The sequence below is a fragment of the Mucilaginibacter sp. 5C4 genome (assembly GCF_034345625.1).
GTDB classification, from domain to species: domain Bacteria; phylum Bacteroidota; class Bacteroidia; order Sphingobacteriales; family Sphingobacteriaceae; genus Mucilaginibacter; species Mucilaginibacter aurantiaciroseus.
On the sequence record NZ_CP133775.1, the window covers coordinates 1,152,830 to 1,174,026 of the forward strand.

The following is a 21,197-nucleotide window of genomic DNA, read 5'->3' on the forward strand; positions in this document are numbered from 1 at the left end:
GATCCATTCAATAAAGGCAAGTATAAATATGCCTTAAGGTGATGTAAATCTTTCCTTTTATTATATTTTTCATTAGCCCATGGAAGCACAATTAGTTCAAATATCAAGACAGCTACCCTTTTGGTTATGGAATTCAATAGTAATCGCGTTTGTACTATTAGTTGGTTTAGTTTTTAAGAGTATTATTACATTTACTTTAAGAAGATATGGAAACAAGAACGACCCCCGATATTCATTTCCGCGCTCCATCCTTAACCATTTAAGTCGTCCGCTAAACCATTTTATACCACTGTTAACTCTACAAGTCTTATTACCTTTTATTGCCTTAAAAAACACTTACACAGTTTTCGCCGGCAAATGGTTAAATATTATATTAATCATTTCGTTTTCCCATCTTCTGATGAGAGCCTTCAGCGTATTCGAAGATTACATTTATCATCTATACGACTTAAACAAAAGCGATAATTTAAAAGAGCGTAAAATACGTACCCAAATGCAGTTTATACGCCGCATTATTGTTGTGGCGGTGGTGTTGGTAGCTTCATCAATAATATTGCTGACCTTCGATAACGTCAGAAAGTTGGGCGCTGGGTTGCTAACAGGTGTAGGGATAAGTGGAATCATTATTGGCTTTGCCGCGCAAAAATCCTTAGGCAATTTACTTGCGGGTTTCCAGATCGCCTTTACACAACCCATCAGGATTGATGATGTACTCGTTGTAGAAGGCGAGTGGGGGCGGGTAGAGGAAATTACGTTAACTTACGTCGTTCTTAATATATGGGACCAGCGGCGATTAATTTTGCCGATCAATTACTTCATTGAAAAACCTTTTCAAAATTGGACGCGTTCAACTTCTCAAATATTGGGTACCGTATTCCTCTACATGGATTATGCAGTCCCAATAGATTTGCTAAGGGATGCATTAAGCAAGTATTTAGAAAATAATATTCTCTGGGATAAACGAGTAGGTATCCTTCAGGTTACGGACAGTAAAGAGCATACGGTAGAGCTTCGGGCGCTTATAAGCGCCCGAAATTCTTCAGATGCCTATGACTTAAGGTGCATGGTTAGGGAACACCTTATTAAATTTGTACAGAATAACTATCCCAATAGTTTACCAACAATCCGATATAGTAAAACAGTAGCCATTTCAGGTGATGAAAATTAAGGTTTTTTGTCACTAGTCGGTTCTGTAGGATAGGAAATAATAGTATCCAAAAAGGATTGCACAAGATAAGGCGACTGAAGATTAAATTGGGCGAAAGACGCTTCCTGGCCAACTTTAATAGTACACGCATTTTCAACACCTGTTAACACTTTGAACATGTCTTCGTCGGTCTGATCGTCGCCAATACATAATATAAAATCATATTTCTCTTTTAACAATAAATCTAATGTGGATATTCCTTTACTTATACCCTTGTTTCTTACTTCTATAACTTTATGCCCATTCAATACGCTAAGCGGCATTGTAGATGTATGCTCAATTAGATACTCGTATAATTCTTTTGCCCTCAATTCACCTTGGGATATATCGGCATTTCTATAGTGCCAAGCTAAAGCAAATTCTTTTTTTTCAATAAATGAGTTTGGGCATTTTGAAACATATTTATTCATAATGGCTTGAATAGCATTCATCCAGTGTTGGTTGTCAGCATGAGTTTTATTTTCCCAGCTAAAATCCTTAAGGCGAATTTTAGCACCATGCTCCGCAATTAGTCCCATAGGCAATTTTCCCAGCCATTTTTCTAACGTTACGCTATCGCGCCCGCTTATTATAACAACTTCGTTTTCCGGAATTGCAGAAAGTTGGCTTAAAATTTCAATCACCTTGTCTGGAGGGAACGCTAACGCGGGCTGCTTAGAAAACGGAACCAAGGTTCCATCATAATCAAATAATAGTAAACGCTTTTTGGCCTTCGCGTAACTTTTTAGAATTGCTGCACGGGAAAAGCTATCTATCATTTTTACATTAAATTCCATTTGTAACTTTTTAGTTTCCTGTAGTTGGTCAAAGAAATTTGTGGCCCAGATCACAACATCATATTGTTTAATTCGGGTTTGCATTGCCTGCATACGTTGCGCCTGTTCATCCGTGTCCATTTCAATCGCCTGCTTTATCATCGCCGCAATCTCTGTAATATCATTTGGGTTAATTAGCAAAGCCTCAGTTAACTCCCTGGCGGCACCCGCCATTTCACTTAGAACCAACACACCTTTCTCATCTTTTCTACTGGCTACAAACTCTTTAGCAACCAAATTCATACCATCGCGTAGTGGCGTAATTAACGCAAGGTCGCAGGTCGTATAAAGTGCTATTAACTCTTCGAAACTCAAATGGCTATATTGGTAAATTATCGGCTGCCAGTTTATGGTGCCGATAGTGCTGTTGAGATTTGAGATAAACTCATCTATCGCCCTTTTTCTTTCAGCATATTTTTTGATTCCATCTCTTGAAGGGACTACAATAAGGGCAAATACTACTTTACCAATATAGTCAGTATTTTTATCCAGAAACGTTTTAAAGCCCCTTAGTCTGTTTTGAATCCCTTTGGTATAGTCTAACCGATCTACTGAGAAAATCATTTTCTTATCGCCTTTAAGCATTAAATAATTTTGCTGCATTAGTTTCACTTCGTCTCTTTCTGCTGCGTTATTAAACAGTTCAAAATCGATACTTATAGGAAATGCCTCCACCTTAATTTTTCTATTTTGCCAAGTAATTGTATTGCCGTCGCTTTTTATTTTCATGGACATCTCAACGGATGACAGAAAATACGACGAATATTCTACTGTGTGGAAACCGATAAGATCCGCACCCATCATACCAGACAAAATTTCGCGTTGCCAAAGTTTAGGAATAACACGAAATATTTCATAAGCCGGGAAAGGAATATGTAAAAACAATCCGATTGTAAGACCTGGCATAATTTCCCTTAACATGGCCGCCAGCGGTAATAAATGATAATCATGTATCCAAACAACGTCATTTACTGTAACCTTGCCCGCCAGCACAGATGCAAATAATTTATTAACACTCATGTAAGCATCAAAATCAGTTGTACGATATTCAGCAAACGATGGGAAATAGTGAAACAGTGGCCAAAGCAATGAATTTGAAAAGCCATTATAATACAGATCGTATTTTTTAGCATTGGCAAATACAGGCAAATAATTAAAATCTCCTGTTTCGTGAACGGGTTTAATGTCGTTCCATATGGCCTCATTGCACTCTGGCACACCAGCCCATACTTTTTCGCTAAAAGCATCTTTGCCGTTTCTACCCAAGTATGTCGTTATAGCCGATACCAACCCACCTGACGACGGTCTATAAGTGTATTGATGTTCGCTATGTTCGATGGTAATTGGTAGCCTATTGGCTACAATATATAATTTCTTTTTCATTTTTTTATTTTTTGCCACCTTCAGATAAGAGGGGGGCATCAGTAATGTACGTTAGCATTGTCGCTTCGGCAATACAGTTATTTCCAGCCCCCTCCGGTTGCACGATATAAGTTAATGGCATTCAAAAAAATATCTTTTTTAGTATTGGCTAATTCCAATTCAGCATCAAGTACATTTCGTTGGGCAGTAATAATTTCCAGATAGTTGGCACGTCCTACTAAAAAAAGATCATTAGCCACATCAACAGCATTTTTTAAGGATTTTACTTCCTGCTTTTTAAATTGATAGTAATGGTTATAATTATCTATTCCCTTTAGGCTATTAGACACCTCCATAAAGCCCCTAAAAATGACCTTTTGGTAATTATAAAGAGCTTGCTTGCCTTCTGCTACTGTTTTAGCGTAATTTGATTTTATCTTCTTTCGATTAAAAATAGGAGCGGTTATTCCACCTAATAATCCATATACAAGAGAAACCGGGTTAAATAATACCGCCGTACTGAAAGCATTATATCCTATGTAAGGCGAAATGGTTAGCGATGGCAGAAAAGCTTTTCGAGCTGCATCAATATCTGCATTCATCGCACCAAGTTCAAGTTCAGCCTCCCTGATATCGGGTCTATTTAGTAATAGCTGCGATGGAACGCCTGCACTGAATATCGTTGGAAGTTTAAGAGAAGATATAGATGTATCCCTTTTTATCGGCTCATTAAACTTACCTGTTAAAAATTTAAGCTTGTTTTCGGTTTCTGTAATTAGCTGGTTTGTAACATAACGCAAGCCTTGGGTGCGAGCCAGTTGCGCCTGAAATTGTTGAACTGCCAATTCCGTAGCGCGACCACCAAGTTTTTGGATTTTAATAATTTCCAGGGCATTTTTTTGCAAAGTAATATTTTCTTCGATAATCCGACTTTCATTATCCAATGCCAAGAGTTGATAGTACGAGGTCGCGACTTGGGCAGTTAGCCCTGTCATTGCGAGTTTATATGCACTTCGGCTGGCCAAAAACCGGGTGAATGCCGCTTTCTTCTTATTGTGAAATTTCCCCCATAGATCAATTTCCCATGAGCTTCTGAGTCCTACAAAATATTCTGGCGTTGGATTTGGTATATGTTGTTTGTCAGTTATGTTAGGTGATAAGTTTGTATCATAATTACCCACTCCATTCATCGTGTAGTCGCCAAATTTTTCTATCCCGGCAGATGCGTTAAAGCTAACTTCAGGCATAAGCCACGACCTACTATATTGTAAATTCGCCCCCGCTATTTCCACCCGTTGAAGGGCTGATTGAATATCAGGATTAGCAATTCTGGCTGTTTTTATTAATTGAAAGAGGCAGCTATCTTTAAAAAATTGATCGAGCTTTAAGTTTGCAACTGTGCCTGTATCTTGATTGCCCAAATATGTTTGTGGTACGGCAATGTTTGAATTCAAAATGTGTCCTTTATATGTTTTGCACCCGGTTAAGATGTAAAGCATTATTATTATAAATATACGTGGTTGAAGAGATTTAAAACTTAGCATAGTTTCTTGCTTTATTAATTGTTATCTGATATGTCGACTTCTATGACGACCAGTTGCGGCTGTTTTTTCTTATTGGCTTTTTTAGCAAACAGGACATAAAGTCCGGGTATGAGTATCAGTCCGAATATAGTACCGAAAAGCATCCCGCCAGCGGCTGCGGTGCCAATTGAGCGGTTACCCATAGCACCGGCACCACTTGCAATGCATAAAGGGATCAAACCAGCTATGAAAGCAAGCGAGGTCATTAATATAGGGCGAAGTCTGGATACAGCTCCTTCAATGGCTGCGTTAATCACCGTGGCTCCAGCTTTTTGACGCTGTATTGCAAATTCAATTATAAGTATTGCATTTTTTCCCAGCAGGCCAATCAACATTACTAAAGCAACCTGTGCATAAATATTATTTTCAAGGCCTAATATCTTTAAGAAAAAGAAGGCTCCAAAGATGCCCGTAGGTAAGGATAGGATTACCGGTAGTGGCAGCAATAGGCTTTCATATTGTGCTGCGAGTAGTAGATAAACAAACAGTAAACAGATGAGGAATATGTAAATAACCTGGTTTCCGGAATTTACTTCCTCTCTTGTCATACCAGACCAGGCGAAAGTGAAATTTTTTGGCAATTTATCTTTTCCGATGCGCTGAATAGCTTTTATTGCGTCGCCGCTACTGAAACCAGTTGCAGCATCTCCCGTAATCATTGCTGAGGTGTACATATTATATCGGGTCAGCTGTTCTGGCCCAAATACTTTTTCCATCTTAATGAATGTTGAAAAAGGGACCATCTCCCCATCGTCATTCTTTACCTGTAGTTTAAGAACGTCTTCGGGTTTTGACCGGAACTCCGGTGATGCTTGCACCATGACTTTATACATTTGCCCGAAACGGATAAAGTTTGATGCGTAATAACTTCCCATTAAGGTTTGCAATGTAGACATGGCGTTATCAATGGTAATTCCTTTTTGCGCAGCTATCTGTTGGTCAATGGAGATCATGTATTGCGGAAAATTTGGATCAAAACTGCTAAATGCACCGGAAATTTCTGGTGAGGCATTGAGCGCTTTTATAAATTCATTGGTAACTATAGCTGTTTTCTGCAAATCACCACTTCCTGTATGGTCAAGCACCCTAATCTCAAAACCACTGGAGTTACCAAAGCCCGGAACAGTAGGTGGCGGGAAATATTGGATAGTTGCATCAGCGATGTTTTTTGTTTTTTGTTCGAGCTCTTGAATAATTTCAGTTATGGATTCTTTTCTTTCATCCCATGGTTTCAAATTAATCATCGCCATGCCATAGGATGCCCCTGCGATATCGTTAATCAGGCTATATCCAGACAATGTTGAAACCGTTTCAATTGCGCTTATAGATTTGGTTTCTTTCTGAATTTGATTAATAACCTGTTCGGTACGTTCAACAGTTGCCCCCGGCGGAGTAGTGACGTTGACGTAGATCATTCCCTGATCTTCAGTAGGTATAAATCCTGAAGGGAGGATAAAACTCATTCCCCAGGTGGCCGCAAAGAAGAAAATAAGCAATATGACAGTAATCATTTTGCGCCCTGCTATGCGGCTAATTAGCGATGAATACCGATTCGAAAGAATATCGTACCGAAAATTAAATCCTTTAAAAAATATCTTTACCCAGCTTTTTTTGTCAGAAGTTGGTTCGTGCCTAAGCATTAGTGCACACAAAGCCGGTGTTAATGTTAAAGCATTGATACCCGAAATAACAATAGCAATAGCCAGAGTTAACGAAAACTGTCTGTAAAATACACCTACCGGGCCTGACATAAAAGCAACCGGAACAAATACGGCTGACATGACTAAGGTAATAGCCACAATCGCACCGCTGATATCTTTCATCGCACTTAGCGTGGCTTCCATAGGAGGCAAATGCTCTTCTTTCATTTTTACGTGAACTGCTTCTACCACTACAATAGCATTGTCTACCACAATGCCAATAGCAAGTACTAGTGCAAAAAGTGTCAGGAGGTTAATGGAAAATCCCAGTAACTGCATAAAAAATAACGTACCAACCAAAGCCACCGGAACAGCCAAAGCCGGAATCAGCGTTGATCTGAAATCTTGTAAAAAAAGATATACCACTATGAAAACCAGGATAAAAGCCTCAATCAATGTGCGCAGCACTTCATGAATTGATGCGTCTAAAAAACGGGATACATCATAGTTAACATTATAGGTCATCCCAGCAGGAAAAGATGTGTCTTTTAATTCAGCCATCCGCTTTTTGATGTTGGTAATTACCTCCCTGGCATTTGAACCAGGCCTTTGTTTTATGAGGATAGATGCGGAGGGCTTTCCATCAGTTTTTGATACCATACCATAGGTAAGTGCACCAAATTCCACGTCAGCTATCTCCTTTAATTTCAAGACAGAGCCTTTCTTATCGGAACGAATGATTAGGTTTTTGTACTGATCCGGTTCGAAGAACTTCCCTGAATATCGTAATACATATTGCAGTACTTGTGGCGCTTTATCAGAGCTTTGCCCTGTTTTCCCTGGTGCAGCTTCTACATTCTGACTTCGTATTGCCTTAATTATCTCATCGGTGGAAACGTGGTATGCCATCATCCTATCGGGCTTTAGCCAAATACGCATGGAATACTCTTTAGCCCCCATAATCTCAGCCCGTCCTACGCCGTCAATACGCTTCAGTTCCTGCAATACATTAATATCTGTAAAGTTGTAAATGAATTTTTCATCGAGCGTGCTGTCTTGACTCATAATATTTAAGTACATCAGCATGCTGTTCACTTCCTTTTCAGTCGTTACGCCTGCTTTTATCACCTCTTCCGGTAATTCATCTATAATAGTAGAAACACGATTTTGCACACTAACTGCAGCCTGGTCCGGGTCAACACCAACATTAAAGTTGATTTCAATTACTGTGATACCATCGTTGCTACAAACGGTTGACATATAGGTCATACCAGGCACGCCATTGATAGCACGTTCCAGTGGAGTAGCAACTGCTTTGGCGCATACCTCTGCATTTGCACCGGTATAGGTTGCGGTAACGGTTACGGAGGGGGGAACAATATCCGGAAATTGAGTAACGGGTAGGGTTATCAACGCGAGTATCCCTAGTAGCGTAATAACCAAAGAAATAACCAACGACAATACCGGCCGTTTTATAAACAGATTAAACATAGAATGATAATTGAAAAATGATTAATAGGATAAAGGATATGCATTGGATGATATCCTTTGTTACTCCTGGTTTTATTTTTTCATTGCGAAGAGTGGCTCCTTTAAAGGTTGGGGTTGAATAACCATGCCATCATGAGCATTTTGAATGCCCTCATATAATATCCTGTCACCAGAATTCAAACCTGCTTTCACAATGTAACTATGTGACAATCTCATTAGCGGGGTAAACGCCCTCATATGAAGCTTGTTTTTTAGATCGACAATATAGACGTAGCTTTTGTCTTGAATGTCAAAAACAGCTTGTTGTGGTACCAGAATCACACTATCCGCTTTATGTGTTAAAAAAATCTTACCTGTAGCACCATGCCTAAGGAGTTTTTTAGGATTGGGGAAACGTGCACGGAAATTAATAGAGCCTGTACTTTGCTCTATTTCTCCCTCAACAGTTTCAATATCTCCTGTGTATTGATATTTACTGCCATCGGAGAGTACTAGTTTTACTTTATCACTTCCTTTATTTTTTGCGATATTTTTGGTTCTTTCATATTGCAAGTACTCGTTTTCAGGAAAACTGAAATAAGCGTACACAGAACTGATATCTGATAAATGAGTGAGTAACATACCCTCATCAATCAGACTGCCAGCTTTTAGCGGAATCCGATTAATAATACCATCAAAGGGCGCGTGAATAGAAGTATAGGCAATGTGATTTCGGGCGTTCTCTACTGCGGATTGTGCCTCTTCAATTGTCGCTTTGTCTGCGTGAAGTTTCGCTTTGGCTACTTCCAGTTCTGATTTAGATATTACATTTTTATTGACCAGCATGGTTACACGGTCAACTTCAAGTGCGGTTGCTTTGGCATCAGCTACAGCATTGCTCAATGCAGCATTTGCCTTTGATAACATGGTTTTAAATTCCTCGTCGTTTAGTTTGAATAGAAGCTGTCCTTTTTTAACAGACATGCCTTCATCTATATAGATCTTCTCCAAAAACCCCCTTACACGAGTTCTTATTTCTATATTTTTGATAGCCTGTATGTCTGCTACGTAGTCAGAGCTTATAACGGTATCTCTCGAGTTCAGTGTTATCACAGGCAATTTTATCGGGTTTTCCTGGGCACTAGTATCGTGCGCTGTAGAAGTGCAGCCGAAATATAAAATTGCTGTCGCCGCACCAAAAAGGTGCATCATTCCTTTAAATTTTAACATGGTTATGTTTCCTTAAATAGATTAAGCTTCATACCAGATGGTATGAAGTAGAGTACTATTAACTTTTAGAATTGGGATTAACACGAAAAACAGTTAGTCCCTTAAAAAGGAAACTCGATCAAAAGGGGGTAAAACGGAAAAGAGTATTGTAATGGGCTGGTAAGAAGACTTTATTTAACCACTCTCTTCCGAGAAAAGTAAATAACTTATGGCAAATATTGTCAGCAAAAAACTCCTGTTTTACAGGTATCTGAATATTAAGATCAAGTGCACGATTATTTAAAAACCTTTTGGGAGTCTTGATTTTATGGTAGTGTTTGCCCGGCGCTTCTGTATGATTGAAATAGCCGGAAAAAACATCAAAAACGGTATTGTACTCACAACATGAGTTGCCGTAAGAATGTCCCTCTGGATTTAGGCTTGGATTAGTTGCGTGAAAACAAACAACTACACTAATTAGCCATACAGAAAGGATTATATTAATATATTTTTTCAGCATCAATAATTGCAAATTACAAAAAATTAATCGTTCAGTCTAAAAAAACGGCGCTATTGAAAGTTATAAGACAGTATATGAGACATGTACAAGTGTTAGGTAACAAGATTTTTGCATAGGCCTATTTTTGCGATATTTTACAATTTATATAGAAATCTGACAAAAGTTTTGTCTGTAGCCGATCTGTTAAAGAAAAGACGGCACAATTTTATTAAACATATTTAATGGCTATTGGATACGGTGGAAGATCATACTTTTACCGATCCATTTAAAATGCCAGTAACCTCTTACCTTTAGCAAACCGCTTTTTTCAATTGAGGCAGAGGCATTCCATTCTTTGCCATGCTTGGAATCATAGACCATGCCATTTTCCCAGGTGCCTTTATCTGAATTGTATTTAAGATCCCGTAAAATGCTCATACCTAAAATAGTTCGATTACGCAGTTTCGGGTCAGGATTCTTTTTGTCCTTCCAGTAACCCATCGGCTTGCCTTCCGTATCGCTGAACCAAATGACTTTTGCTTTAAACTCGCTATTTTCTGTGTAAACCAGTATCCGCAAAGTTTTAGCCTGGCTTTCCCATTTGCCACATATCCGTTCACTTGCAGGTATCCGCTGAGAATAGGCTCGGGGAGAGAGAAAAGGAACGAAAAATATTAAGCCAAAAAGTGTTTTATAGATTACTAACATATAAAAACAGACGTGATCCCTGATTAAAGGTTTAATTTTGATGGTGTGCTATAAGCCATTTGCAACGGAACTCTAACGATTTTTTGCAACGGAATATCTTTTATAAACAGTACCGCAAATTCAGCATTACGTATCATTCGCTGTGTGAAATTTCCGAAAAAGAACTCTTTAAAATTTCTTTTGGTGTTTCCCTCAACAACGATAAGTTGTGCTTTTTCGTTTTTAGATATTCCCATGATGTCTTTTGACGAATTTAAACTATAAACTGATTTTCTGGTTACAGATCCGGAAAATGTTTTTGCCCTTCGTTTGATACTTTCTGAAAAATCTCTAACTGTACTTAACAGGGGTAGATCTTGTTGTTTTACTATCCCAACTACCGAAACGGTTGCATTATTTTTTTCAATTAGGCTACGGGACATTTTCAGTTTCGTTATTGCATTTTCCTGAATCAAAACAGGGAAGATTATTTTTTTGAAATTGTTAATTTCCTTACCAGCAGGCACGGTTAATACATGGCTGGTAGTGTTCTGTAAAATTTTGTATGCCAGGCTATCATTCAGGTAAGATTGATCTGCTATATCAGGAGCTGTTCCTAAAACAATTACATCAATATCTAATTCCTTAGACTTTTCGGTAATTATAGTTGATCGATACCCTATTTCTACGTGTAGGAAACAATTGATTTGATGAGTGTAAAAAATAGATTGCACAATTTTTTCAAGTAGCAGTTTGTCCTTTTCCAACACTTCTTCCAGCATTGGTTCCAAGGGGGCCATTCGCCCCATTTTTGGATAATAATCCATTATATCCTGCGTGTATAACAAATGCAACTGGGCATTATGACGTTTTGCCATCCGCATAGCCGTATTTAACGCATTCAAAGATGTTTCTGATAAGTCGATAGGAAGAAGTATTCTTTTAATTTGAGTGTTCATAACAAGTCCTTATTAATGGTTTAACAATTGCGAATGATTGATCAATCATCCGCGGAAGTACTATAATATACAAAAAATAAACGGGAATTGCAAATAAAATACGGAATAGTATTTAAAATACAGAAATTTCTTTAGGCGATGGCGCGTTAAATACCTAACTGTTTTTCATCATATCTGTTAAAGGCACGCCACCTTTAATGCCAAAATCTATCGTACGAATAGGGAAAAGAATCATAATATTATTTGCGTCGTAAGCTTTTTTGATGCGCATGATGGCCTGGCTTTTCACTTCTAAAAAATTAATTTGTTCGGTTGTACATAAGCCGATTCCCATTACAGGCCCCATAATAGGTGAGATTAGTATGGCGCCTATAATTACGGCTGTAGAATTCACATTCAGGCCGATAGAAGCAATAAAAATGGCAAAGATCAGCGCCCAAAGATTTGCTCCGCGGAAATCGACATTTTTTTTTGATGGAATTAATAATGATCGCTTCTTCGGCTTTGTCCTCCTGGGGGTTAAAACGGTGGGTAAGAAAATATCGGATGCGGTAGATTATGTCGCTCATACTTTACCTTGCGTTTTAGCCTGTAATTTCTGAGCCAGTTTTCCGATGGTCAATCCCTGAACTAAAATAGAGAATACAACGATGATATAGGTAATTAGGACAAATTTATCCCGATGCATGTTTGCACCAAGCGAAAGCGCTAATGCAACAGATATGCCACCGCGCAGGCCTCCCCAGGTCAAAATTGCTATTGCATTATTTTCGAATTTGATTTTATAACGCAATAAGAGAACTGGGAATATCACCGAGATCCAGCGGGCCAATAACACTATCAGGATAGATATTCCGCCGATAATCATAACCGTCGTCTCAATTTTAATAATCAGCATTTCTAGACCGATGAATAGAAATAATACGGCGTTCAATATTTCATCAACCAGATGCCAAAACTTGCCGAGGTAATCTCTTGTTTCATCCGACATGCCACCATCTCTGGCCTTGTTGCCTGTAATAATACCAGCAACTACCATTGCCAGTGGGCCGGATACATGTAAATGAGACGCTAGGTTGTAACCTCCCATTACAATGGCGAGGGTAATTAGAACCTCTACCTTGTATTCGTCTATAGATCGAAGGGCTAGAAAACCCAAATAACCTAGCACAGCACCAAAAGCGAGTCCACCAACAGCCTCATGAAGAAAAAGCTTCCCGATTTCCACAATGGAAAAAGCGCCACCGGGCGACCGTGCAATCTGCGCTATACTAATAAATATTACAACAGCCACTCCATCATTGAACAATGATTCGCCGGCAATCTTCACCTCCAGCGATTCTGGTATTTTGGCTTGTTTTAGAATTCCCATTACAGCAATTGGATCGGTCGGAGAGATGAGCGAACCAAAAAGCAGGCAATAAATAAACGGAATTGGCATACCAAAAAACCTAAATAATAACCAAGTCATACCGCCCACTAAAAAGGTAGAAATTAAGATGCCGATGGTTGCGAGCAAAAGGACAGGCCAGCGTTCCGCCTTGAGTTTACCGGCATCAATATGAATTGCCCCCGCAAAAAGTAAAAAGCTCAACATGAAATTCATGAGCACATCCTGAAAATCAACAGAGTTAGCCAACTGTATAGCTTTTTCAGATAATAATGATTTTGAATTTCCCAATGCCACCAGTACCACAGAGCAGATCAGCGATAAGGCCATAATGCCAATAGTTGGAGGCCACTTAATTACCCGGTAATTGATGTATGCGAATAGAGCGGCTAAAACTATGGTAATGGAGATGATTTCTTGGGTATTCATGCAAGGATCGGTGTAATGGTGAACGGATTAATCTAAATAATTAACCTGCATTTTTGACATCAGATCGTCGGTAATGACTTTCTATTTGGTGATTCTTAGTTAGGCGTTTAAAACCTGTTATTCTTTTGTATTCGTAATATCTGAAGAATGATCACAGTTATGTTAACGACGATCAGCACAATTCCTAAATTTCTGTTCATAATACAATATCACTACTTAAAATAAATTCAAATTGTTTGATTGTTGGAACGAAGTGTTAAGAATCTGCTATATAAAATCCCCCGGTCGGCCTAACAATTTGAAATAACTGGCTACTATTTTAGTATGGTACCGCTTGATATCTCTTTCATCTTTAACGCAAGTCGTAATTGCCTTTCCTTCTATATAAATCAGTTTACCCTTGGTTAGTAACCGGCAGGCAAGGGCAACCATTTTATCGGGTATGACGATGTTATGAGATTCCATTTCCCAGCTATTCTCGCCATTTTTTGAAAAGGGCGAATCTGTAATAAGGCGAAATGACAGTTTCTCACTTCCATCATTAGAGATAATCTCAGGTTCATTGCCTAAATATCCTATAAGTATAACTTTATTTAATCCCGCCAAATTACCAGTATTTAATTTTCGCTATCAGGTTTCTTGCTACGGCTTTCTGTTACAAATCCCGGTGCAATATAATCCTTCGGCAAATAATCTGAAGGAATAGTAGTCGCATTTCCGTCCCGAAGTGCTTTGTAATGTGGTGACATGATCTCTACGCTTGCTTTATTAAAATGATCCTGAATATTTGCATGAAGTGCAGAGTAAATAGCGGCCTGCCTGTTAGGCTCTTTAGTGAAAGCATTTATGCGGTAGCTTACATAGTAATCATCTAAGCTGGTTTGTAATACGTAAGGTTTTGGTTCAGCCTCGATCATTGGGGTGGCCATTGCCGAGTCGATAAGTAATTGATGCACATCCCTCCAGGGAACATCATAGCCGATAGTAACGGTGGTGTGTACTATCAAACCGTTTACCGGCGCATCGCTGCTGTAATTAATAGTGTGGTTCCCCATCACGGTGGAATTAGGGATGGAAATGATTTCGTTTTGAATGGTACGCACCCGGGTTACTAATATCGTTTTTTCAATAACATCGCCAGTTACTTCACCGATCTTAACCCTGTCGCCTATTTTGAAAGCCCGCATATAAGTAAGCACTAATCCTGCCACTACATTGCCCAAGGCACCTGCAGACCCAAATGTGAATAACACGCCCATAAATACCGATACCCCTTTGAATACGCCCGAATCAGATCCCGGCAAATAAGGGAAGATAACAATCAGCATAAAGGCGAGCACCAATACCCGGATGATCTGGTAGGTAGGATTTGCCCAGTCCGAATAAAAACCGGGCACGTTAAGCTGCCCTTTCTCGATCTCGGTAGTGATGAACTTAAAAAACTTCAAAACATATCTGAAAACAATAACCAAAATCAAAATCGTCATCAGGTTAGGTATATAATCCCATATGGCATGTGCGATTCTTTTGAGTGGGTTGATCAGATAGTTAAGCAACATATCTGAAACATCTTTGGTAAATGGAAATATGCCAAATAGGATGGGCAAGGCCAGGTAAACTACCAGTAAAATAACAGCCCATTTGATCAATGTGAGCGCTTTTTTGATAGCAGCAAGTTCATTCTCAGCATTCAGTAATTCATAATTTTTGATGTGAATGCCTTTATTCAACCATCCGGTTTGTTTCATTAACCTAATTTGGAGCCAATTGAACAACTTTCGTATGCCATAGATCAGCAAAACGGTAACAACTATCACCAAAAGCGCTAAAAGGCTTTCTACTAAGATGGTTTGCCAGCGTGTTTCCTGCTGATGTTTAGTTACTGCGGCACCTATTTTCTTCCTGATCGATGCGGCAAGTTGCTCTCTGCTGGTATTTTGCCACAGCGCATCCTGGTCGGATATGGAGATGAGCAATTGATCACGAAATAATATATCTGTTGTTTGTTCAGCAGTTACAAGCTTTAAAGAATCAACCCTAAAACCATATTTTGAACTAAGCTGGGCTATGCGATTACTGATCACTTCGGCACGGTCGCGAGCAGTAAAACTGCCCTGGCGGGTAAACAGGTAAAATAAAGTGTCGCGAAAAGGGATTACCGGGAACCCTTTAACGAACGCTCTAAGGGAATCAACCTGGTGTTTCTGATTCACAACCCGCAGCGAATCTTTCTGACGCAGGGTTTCCAGTTTTTTCAGCAACTCGTTTTTTTGAACGTTGTCTGCTGTGGAAAGCTGCTTCTGTAATTCTGCCCGTTTCAACGAATCTGCCATTCGCTCATCAGAAAGCTGTTTCACCTTCTTTTGCTGCTGTTCCAGTTGGACGGTCAACAACGAATCTTTCTTATGCTGAACGGTATCCTGCTGGGCAAAAACCGGCTGAATAAAGATGAAGCATATAAATAAACCCAAAAAGTACTTCATAGAAATTGCAGGATTATGAATAAATTTAAATGTAAGAATTTATATCAAGCCAAGACAATAATACCTGCTCGAAATGTACTCTTGCCGCAAGCAAACATAAATACTGGTAAATTGTAAGTTTAGTAGTAATAGTAAATCAGACAAATCCTATGAAGAATCTAAAGATACACCTCATGCTCTTATTGGGGATGGCCCTATTTGGCAGTGCAACTCCCTTGAGCAAACTGGTAACCAAGGATTTTCCGGTTTTTATTGCCGGTGGGTTCAGAGTATTACTCGCCTTTATTGTGCTGGCTCCCTTTGTTAAACTTTCTAACATAAAAAAATATAAAAGAAAGGATGCCTGGCTTTTAGGAGGTATCAGTTTGATAGGTGTATTGGGATTTACTGTTTTGATGCTCTATGGAATGCAAATGATTTCCGGGGTTACCGGAAGTGTAATCATGAGCGCCACGCCTGCGCTTACCGCGGTATTATCGGTGATTTTTTTCAAAGATGATTTTAACTGGAAAAAGGGAATCGCTATTGCGCTTGCCGTTGCAGGAGTGGTGGTTATGCAATTGGGCAATGTTGCGGATAAACATGGAAAAAACGAAATACTGGGGATTGTATTGGTTGCGGCTGCCATTTGTTGCGAGGCAGGGTATACCTTAATGGGCAAGGCGCTGACCAAAGATTATCCGCCGGAAGACATCGCCACGTTTTCGGCCATTATTGGGTTCTTCGGATTTGTTCCTTTTATGTTCTGGCAGTTCCATGAGTTTTCGTTTGCTAACGTTTCTACCCAAAGCTGGATCTATCTTGCGTTATACGGAGCCGGTACCATGGGCCTCGGCTCGATGCTCTGGTATAAGGGTATCCAACAAGTAGAGGGAAGTACAGCCGCAACCTTTATGGGCGTAATGCCAATCAGTGCTTTAGTCTTGTCCTACGCACTATTAGGCGAAAAGTTCAGGTGGGTTCATCTTATTGGGTTTGCCCTTGTGTTTTCTGGCGTGTTGCTTATTATTAGCGTTCACAGGCAAATGAAGATGAAAAAAATGTAATATAATTCACATTCGGCAATTATCAATTTTGTACTTATATAGCGTGATAACAGGCTGATATTAATATATTCGATAATACACATTTACTATACAGGTCAGTTTATAATTGAAATTTCCGTATCAGCGATTCTATTTAAATTTTGCAAACGGTTTTATCGCTTCTAAAAAGTCGATCAAGTGTTCAAAGAATTTGTCTTTTGGGCTGGGCTGTTATCTAAAATCATATTTTCATTAGCACATAGGGGAATCGAACCCTGTTTATGCAACTTTTAAATCATTCAATAGCTTCAATTGTTCCACCAGGTGGTTCGAATTATGTCCAGTCTGGGGGAGTTGTAATAATGGCGTTGTGAATTGCCTTGCTCCCAAGATTGGGCTCAAACCACTTTTTAGATATTAGCAAATTTTTGTAAAACTGCAAAAAAACGATTCGAGTTTAGTCCCGTTGAGGCTTTGTGTAAGCCAGCAAGGAGCAAGACTCGAACCTAGAATTAAATAGCTTGAAAAACTAAAAATTAGCTCCCCGGGGAAAGTCTAAACCAAAAGCTTTTTCACTCATTATGGGCTCGATAATGTTATTAATTCATATAGATAAAGCAAATTATTTGTGTGAATGTCAACTAAATTAAAGAAAGAAAGGTTTCCATGTAAACTTTTTAAGACGCGAAGAAAAACGCTCGAAATCTTGGCTTTTTTATATTAGTTCGCCCTAAAATACCTATGTTAATAAGGATATAAAATACCACTGGTTCATGATTAATAATATTCATTATTAATCATGAACTTAATAATTAAACGTGGCCGCCAATGACTTCAAATCTGTTAAAAAGGGAGTCGAAATGCTTCCCCTACGGACTGAGGCGTTTGAATGTTAGCTGTATTAAGTTCAGCCCGTAGGTGATTAGGCACCGTGAACATGGCGATTTGGACTCCTGGAGTAAAGGCCTTTTAGCAGATCACAGATCCGCAATCACTTAAGTCGGGTTATAATCCGGACTACCATCTTAAATATAGGGTTTAACGATGGTTTACAGCCATTTTGAGCGTCCTTGTAATCGCCTACCCCGCGTTTTACCCACAAGTTTCGTAGTGTGTTCAAAATAACATGAACATCATGACGAATACCTATTTAGACGGAACAACTTTACATGGCGACGATTTTGCCTTTGAGCAAATAAAGTGCTGGTACGAAGAGGAAAAGGAGGCGTATGCTAACCTGGGGAGCGAAAACATAGCAAACTATCGCTATGGTTATCACGAATTGAATAAGATACATGGATTCAATTATCTAAAAGCCAGGCATTTTGAGAACGTATTAGGCTTAGGGGCAGCCTGGGGGCACGAGTTTTATCCAATTATCAAGCAAATAACTAATCTGCATATTATTGAACCATCTGATAAATTACGATCTGAAAGCATTGCCGGTATTAAACCCGTTTACAAGGTGCCCGCCATTTCAGGATTGATTGATTATCCGGATAACCACTTTGACCTGGTAACTTGTTTCGGAACTTTACATCATATACCCAATGTATCTTATGTAATTGCCGAGCTATACCGTGTAACCAAACCCGGCGGCATCATATTATTACGAGAACCTATTATTTCAATGGGTGACTGGACGAAGCCAAGAGCAGGGCTTACACGTAATGAGCGGGGCATCCCTTTACACCTCTTCAGAGAAATAGTAAACAAGCATCAGCTACAGATAATACAGGAGGGACTGTGCTTTACCATGACTGCTTTTATTCAACGCAGGTGGATCCGGTTTTCAAAACGCCCCGTTTATACCTTTAAAACTTATATTATATTTGACAAGTGGCTGTCGAAACTTTTTGCCCGTAATTTAACATACCATGCCAGGCACATGTTGAAAAGAATAGCACCGCAGAGCGTTGCTTATGTACTTAAAAAGGTTTGATGCACTTACGCCAAAATTATTTTTGTATCGACCCAACGTTTGGTTACCTTTCTACGAAGTAAGTTTTGCGGGGTAGCCTGCTATCTATTTATCTGATGAATATTTCCAGAAAGTATACTGAAAAGCTGGTAAAACAATGTAGTAATAACGACCGCAAAGCGCAGGAGGAACTGTATAAACTATTTTATGCTGATATGCTGCGCGTATGCCACAGTTATCTGCCAGATACTAGTTTGGCAAAAGAGGCTTTCAACATCGGTTTCCTCAAAGTATTTCAATCCATCAATAGTTTTGATATAGAGAAAGGCGAGTTAGGCGGATGGATAAGGAAGATCATGGTTTATACGGCTATTGACCTGTGCCGGAAAGAATTGAAGTTTGTTACAACAACGGACCATCCGCCCGATAGCAAAGAATATTTTATTCCGCCGGATGTTTTAGATAAATTATATTTTGAGGGTATCCTAACCCAAATCCGGATGCTGCCTACCGCCACCCAGATGGTTTTTAATCTGTCGGTTTTGGATGGTTTCAGTCATAAAGAAATAAGTGAACAATTAAACATAGGCGAGGGTACATCGCGCTGGCATTTAGCTGAAGCAAAAAGAAAATTAAGAGATATAATCGGATCAACAGACAAAAGCCCCGATTTGCCAGAAGAAAGGAGTGTAAACACACGATGAAGAATTCATCACAGTACCTTAAACTTTGGCAAAAGAAACGTAACGAGTTGCCGGTTGATATTAATTTGGAAGCCGATTGGCGAGATATGCATCGGGTTTTGGATCAACATTTACCTGTTTCAAAACCCATTATTGGTAAGGGTATATTAGCTAAAGGCCCGGCGTTTAAATTACTGTTAAGTGCCCTGATCATAGTTTCCTCCACTGCGGTAATTTATTTTGCGGTAAATAAAAATCATGTAAAATTACGAGTCAATAAAATTCCATCTAAAAACAGCATAAACCACCTAATAGTTGCAGACAGTGTAAAATCTTATAACAACGAACTTCCGGCTAGCTTACCATATACTTTGTTGAAACTTAACGGCGCAACTACAGCAAACGATAGTGGTATTACCAAAAGTCCGCCTGAGCAACTTTCAAGCACTCACATTAATAGCGATCAGCCTTCTGTACTAACTAAAAGTGCTGATGGATTGCAAAGTCGGGGCAAAGAACACCTGATAACAAATGGCGGAAATAATCGCAATAAACCTTTTGGCAATACCACCTCGAGCCCAAATAGTATAAATCAATCAATTGAATTTGGCAGCAGCGCTACAACGGCTGATACTAATAAAGCTATTCCGCAAAAACAGGCAATTGTTGTAACGGAAGATAAAAATTACGGGCAAGGAAAACAGCGGCCGCAAAGTTCAGGAAATACGGTTACTACGCGCTCAGCATCGGCTTTATCAACAGATACATCTTTAACATTTAACAAAAAAAACCGGTTAACTAAAACAAACACCGCGATTGGTTTTAGCAAAATAAAAGTCAATAAACTTAGGCAAGGTAAAAGCAGCAAAATCAGAAAACCTAAAGATGGTATCCGGGTAAATAACGAATGGGGGATTTTGCTGGGCGCTAATACATCGGGCACATCAAAATTACCAGGCGATTTGTTTTTTGGTGCGTTCACAACTTTTAATATTGATAAGAATTGGTCGGTTAATGCACAAGTGAGGCTATATAGCCCGCAAAGTATTAGCGGTGGCTACACTCATGCAAACGAAAGTAAAAAGGACACCAGCCTTAAGACCATCAATATAAAAGATTCAAGAAACACATATTCAGTGCAGGTGCCTGTTTATTTAGAGTATAAAGCCTCCAGCGCCATCAGGCTAAAAGCGGGGCCAGTGATTAGTTTACCTATCCGGCAGGATAACGGAAATAGCTTTTTGCAGCCGGATAGTATCCGGAAAGACACGGCTTACCATGCAGCGATTCAAAGTCAGCTAAAGAATACAAAGTATCAGCAAAAAATAAATTACGGATTCTCTGCGGGCGCAAGTGTTACTGTTAACCGATTTATTATTGAAGCCACTTATTTGAAACGATTCAACGCTCAAAAAATCATTTCACCATTGGGTAGCTATAGTTCATCTGGGAACACTATTCAAATATCTGTGGCCTTTAAATTAAATAAAGCTAAACGATAATATGGCGTCGAAGAAAATAGCAAGGAAAAGGGTCGTTGAACAGGCGGATAAAAGTATTCCCGGCAAATCAGAAGCAAAAAGGGGCAAACAATCATGGTCATCACTTGCCCCTATAGGTGAACCCATAGGATTTTTTCGAAAGAATTTATGAAGGAATTGAAAGTTATACATTATTACAAATAAGTCATTATGTCCAGTCTGGGGACCAAAATCGGAAAAGCCGGTAGCGGAAAAGTTATCGGCTTTAATTTGGGTTAAAGAAAGAACTCGAATGAGTGAAATTGCAAGAAAAATTGAGCGGGATACTTCCTATAAGCCCTTTCTCATTTTTCT

The 21,197-nt window shown here is 39.2% G+C and carries 16 protein-coding genes; 5 read left to right on the forward strand and 11 right to left on the reverse strand.

The features are described from left to right. Positions 1–79: 79 nt before the first annotated feature. Positions 80–1,168: a mechanosensitive ion channel family protein gene (locus RHM67_RS05400; protein WP_322231089.1), complete on the forward strand. Its 1,089-nt coding sequence runs from the start codon at positions 80–82 to the stop codon at positions 1,166–1,168. On the opposite strand, the gene RHM67_RS05405 is transcribed toward RHM67_RS05400, so the two are convergent. The 11 genes from RHM67_RS05405 to RHM67_RS05455 all read right to left on the reverse strand — a co-directional run bounded on the left by RHM67_RS05405 (position 1,165) and on the right by RHM67_RS05455 (position 15,733). Further along, the gene (locus RHM67_RS05405; protein WP_322231090.1) at positions 1,165–3,405 is read right to left on the reverse strand and encodes a bifunctional alpha,alpha-trehalose-phosphate synthase (UDP-forming)/trehalose-phosphatase; all 2,241 of its coding nucleotides are present in this window, start codon (positions 3,403–3,405) and stop codon (positions 1,165–1,167) included. The genes RHM67_RS05400 and RHM67_RS05405 overlap by 4 nt on opposite strands. 77 nt (positions 3,406–3,482) lie before the next feature. Next, entirely contained in the window at positions 3,483–4,883 is a 1,401-nt protein-coding gene (locus RHM67_RS05410) for a TolC family protein (RefSeq protein ID WP_322231091.1), read from the reverse strand. 59 nt (positions 4,884–4,942) lie between these two features. After that, the gene (locus RHM67_RS05415) at positions 4,943–8,098 is read right to left on the reverse strand and encodes an efflux RND transporter permease subunit (protein ID WP_322231092.1); all 3,156 of its coding nucleotides are present in this window, start codon (positions 8,096–8,098) and stop codon (positions 4,943–4,945) included. Positions 8,099–8,170: 72 nt separating this feature from the next. Beyond that, a complete protein-coding gene (locus tag RHM67_RS05420; RefSeq protein WP_322231093.1) occupies positions 8,171–9,307 on the reverse strand; it encodes an efflux RND transporter periplasmic adaptor subunit in 1,137 nt (378 codons plus the stop codon). A gap of 118 nt (positions 9,308–9,425) precedes the next feature. Then, complete coding sequence (locus RHM67_RS05425) at positions 9,426–9,818, reverse strand: hypothetical protein (RefSeq protein WP_322231094.1); 393 nt, start codon at positions 9,816–9,818, stop codon at positions 9,426–9,428. Positions 9,819–10,031: 213 nt separating this feature from the next. Further along, positions 10,032–10,493, reverse strand: coding sequence for a DUF2147 domain-containing protein (locus tag RHM67_RS05430; RefSeq protein ID WP_322231095.1), 462 nt, complete (start codon positions 10,491–10,493; stop codon positions 10,032–10,034). A 23-nt stretch (positions 10,494–10,516) separates the two neighbouring features. Next, positions 10,517–11,431, reverse strand: a complete 915-nt coding sequence (locus tag RHM67_RS05435; protein ID WP_322231096.1) for a universal stress protein — start codon at positions 11,429–11,431, stop codon at positions 10,517–10,519. A 154-nt stretch (positions 11,432–11,585) separates the two neighbouring features. Next, positions 11,586–11,777: a hypothetical protein gene (locus RHM67_RS05440; protein WP_322231097.1), complete on the reverse strand. Its 192-nt coding sequence runs from the start codon at positions 11,775–11,777 to the stop codon at positions 11,586–11,588. 219 nt (positions 11,778–11,996) lie between these two features. Further along, positions 11,997–13,250, reverse strand: a complete 1,254-nt coding sequence (locus RHM67_RS05445; protein WP_322231098.1) for a sodium:proton antiporter — start codon at positions 13,248–13,250, stop codon at positions 11,997–11,999. A 267-nt stretch (positions 13,251–13,517) separates the two neighbouring features. Further along, complete coding sequence (locus RHM67_RS05450) at positions 13,518–13,856, reverse strand: single-stranded DNA-binding protein (protein WP_322231099.1); 339 nt, start codon at positions 13,854–13,856, stop codon at positions 13,518–13,520. 11 nt (positions 13,857–13,867) lie between these two features. Further along, entirely contained in the window at positions 13,868–15,733 is a 1,866-nt protein-coding gene (locus RHM67_RS05455) for a mechanosensitive ion channel family protein (protein WP_322231100.1), read from the reverse strand. Between the two features lie 149 nt (positions 15,734–15,882). Here RHM67_RS05455 and RHM67_RS05460 point away from each other — a divergent pair, with 149 nt between their 5' ends. From RHM67_RS05460 to RHM67_RS05475, 4 genes are all read left to right on the forward strand, one after another. Further along, positions 15,883–16,779: a DMT family transporter gene (locus RHM67_RS05460; RefSeq protein ID WP_322231101.1), complete on the forward strand. Its 897-nt coding sequence runs from the start codon at positions 15,883–15,885 to the stop codon at positions 16,777–16,779. Positions 16,780–17,893: 1,114 nt separating this feature from the next. Beyond that, the gene (locus RHM67_RS05465) at positions 17,894–18,700 is read left to right on the forward strand and encodes a class I SAM-dependent methyltransferase (protein ID WP_322231102.1); all 807 of its coding nucleotides are present in this window, start codon (positions 17,894–17,896) and stop codon (positions 18,698–18,700) included. 95 nt (positions 18,701–18,795) lie between these two features. After that, positions 18,796–19,383 (forward strand): sigma-70 family RNA polymerase sigma factor, encoded by a 588-nt coding sequence (locus tag RHM67_RS05470; RefSeq protein WP_322231103.1) that lies wholly within the window; start codon positions 18,796–18,798, stop codon positions 19,381–19,383. A gap of 47 nt (positions 19,384–19,430) precedes the next feature. Further along, positions 19,431–20,864, forward strand: a complete 1,434-nt coding sequence (locus RHM67_RS05475) for a hypothetical protein (protein WP_322231104.1) — start codon at positions 19,431–19,433, stop codon at positions 20,862–20,864. Positions 20,865–21,197: the final 333 nt, after the last annotated feature.

Excerpts from the sequence above, each read along its gene's own strand:
- RHM67_RS05410 (WP_322231091.1), bottom strand. The coding sequence starts at position 4,883 with ATGCTTTACATCTTAACCGGGTGCAAAACATATAAAGGACACATTTTG.
- RHM67_RS05400 (WP_322231089.1), top strand. The coding sequence starts at position 80 with ATGGAAGCACAATTAGTTCAAATATCAAGACAGCTACCCTTTTGGTTA.
- RHM67_RS05460 (WP_322231101.1), top strand. The coding sequence starts at position 15,883 with ATGAAGAATCTAAAGATACACCTCATGCTCTTATTGGGGATGGCCCTA.
- RHM67_RS05445 (WP_322231098.1), bottom strand. The coding sequence starts at position 13,250 with ATGAATACCCAAGAAATCATCTCCATTACCATAGTTTTAGCCGCTCTA.
- RHM67_RS05440 (WP_322231097.1), bottom strand. The coding sequence starts at position 11,777 with ATGGGGCCTGTAATGGGAATCGGCTTATGTACAACCGAACAAATTAAT.
- RHM67_RS05430 (WP_322231095.1), bottom strand. The coding sequence starts at position 10,493 with ATGTTAGTAATCTATAAAACACTTTTTGGCTTAATATTTTTCGTTCCT.
- RHM67_RS05465 (WP_322231102.1), top strand. The coding sequence starts at position 17,894 with ATGACGAATACCTATTTAGACGGAACAACTTTACATGGCGACGATTTT.
- RHM67_RS05470 (WP_322231103.1), top strand. The coding sequence starts at position 18,796 with ATGAATATTTCCAGAAAGTATACTGAAAAGCTGGTAAAACAATGTAGT.
- RHM67_RS05415 (WP_322231092.1), bottom strand. The coding sequence starts at position 8,098 with ATGTTTAATCTGTTTATAAAACGGCCGGTATTGTCGTTGGTTATTTCT.
- RHM67_RS05435 (WP_322231096.1), bottom strand. The coding sequence starts at position 11,431 with ATGAACACTCAAATTAAAAGAATACTTCTTCCTATCGACTTATCAGAA.
- RHM67_RS05455 (WP_322231100.1), bottom strand. The coding sequence starts at position 15,733 with ATGAAGTACTTTTTGGGTTTATTTATATGCTTCATCTTTATTCAGCCG.
- RHM67_RS05405 (WP_322231090.1), bottom strand. The coding sequence starts at position 3,405 with ATGAAAAAGAAATTATATATTGTAGCCAATAGGCTACCAATTACCATC.
- RHM67_RS05420 (WP_322231093.1), bottom strand. The coding sequence starts at position 9,307 with ATGTTAAAATTTAAAGGAATGATGCACCTTTTTGGTGCGGCGACAGCA.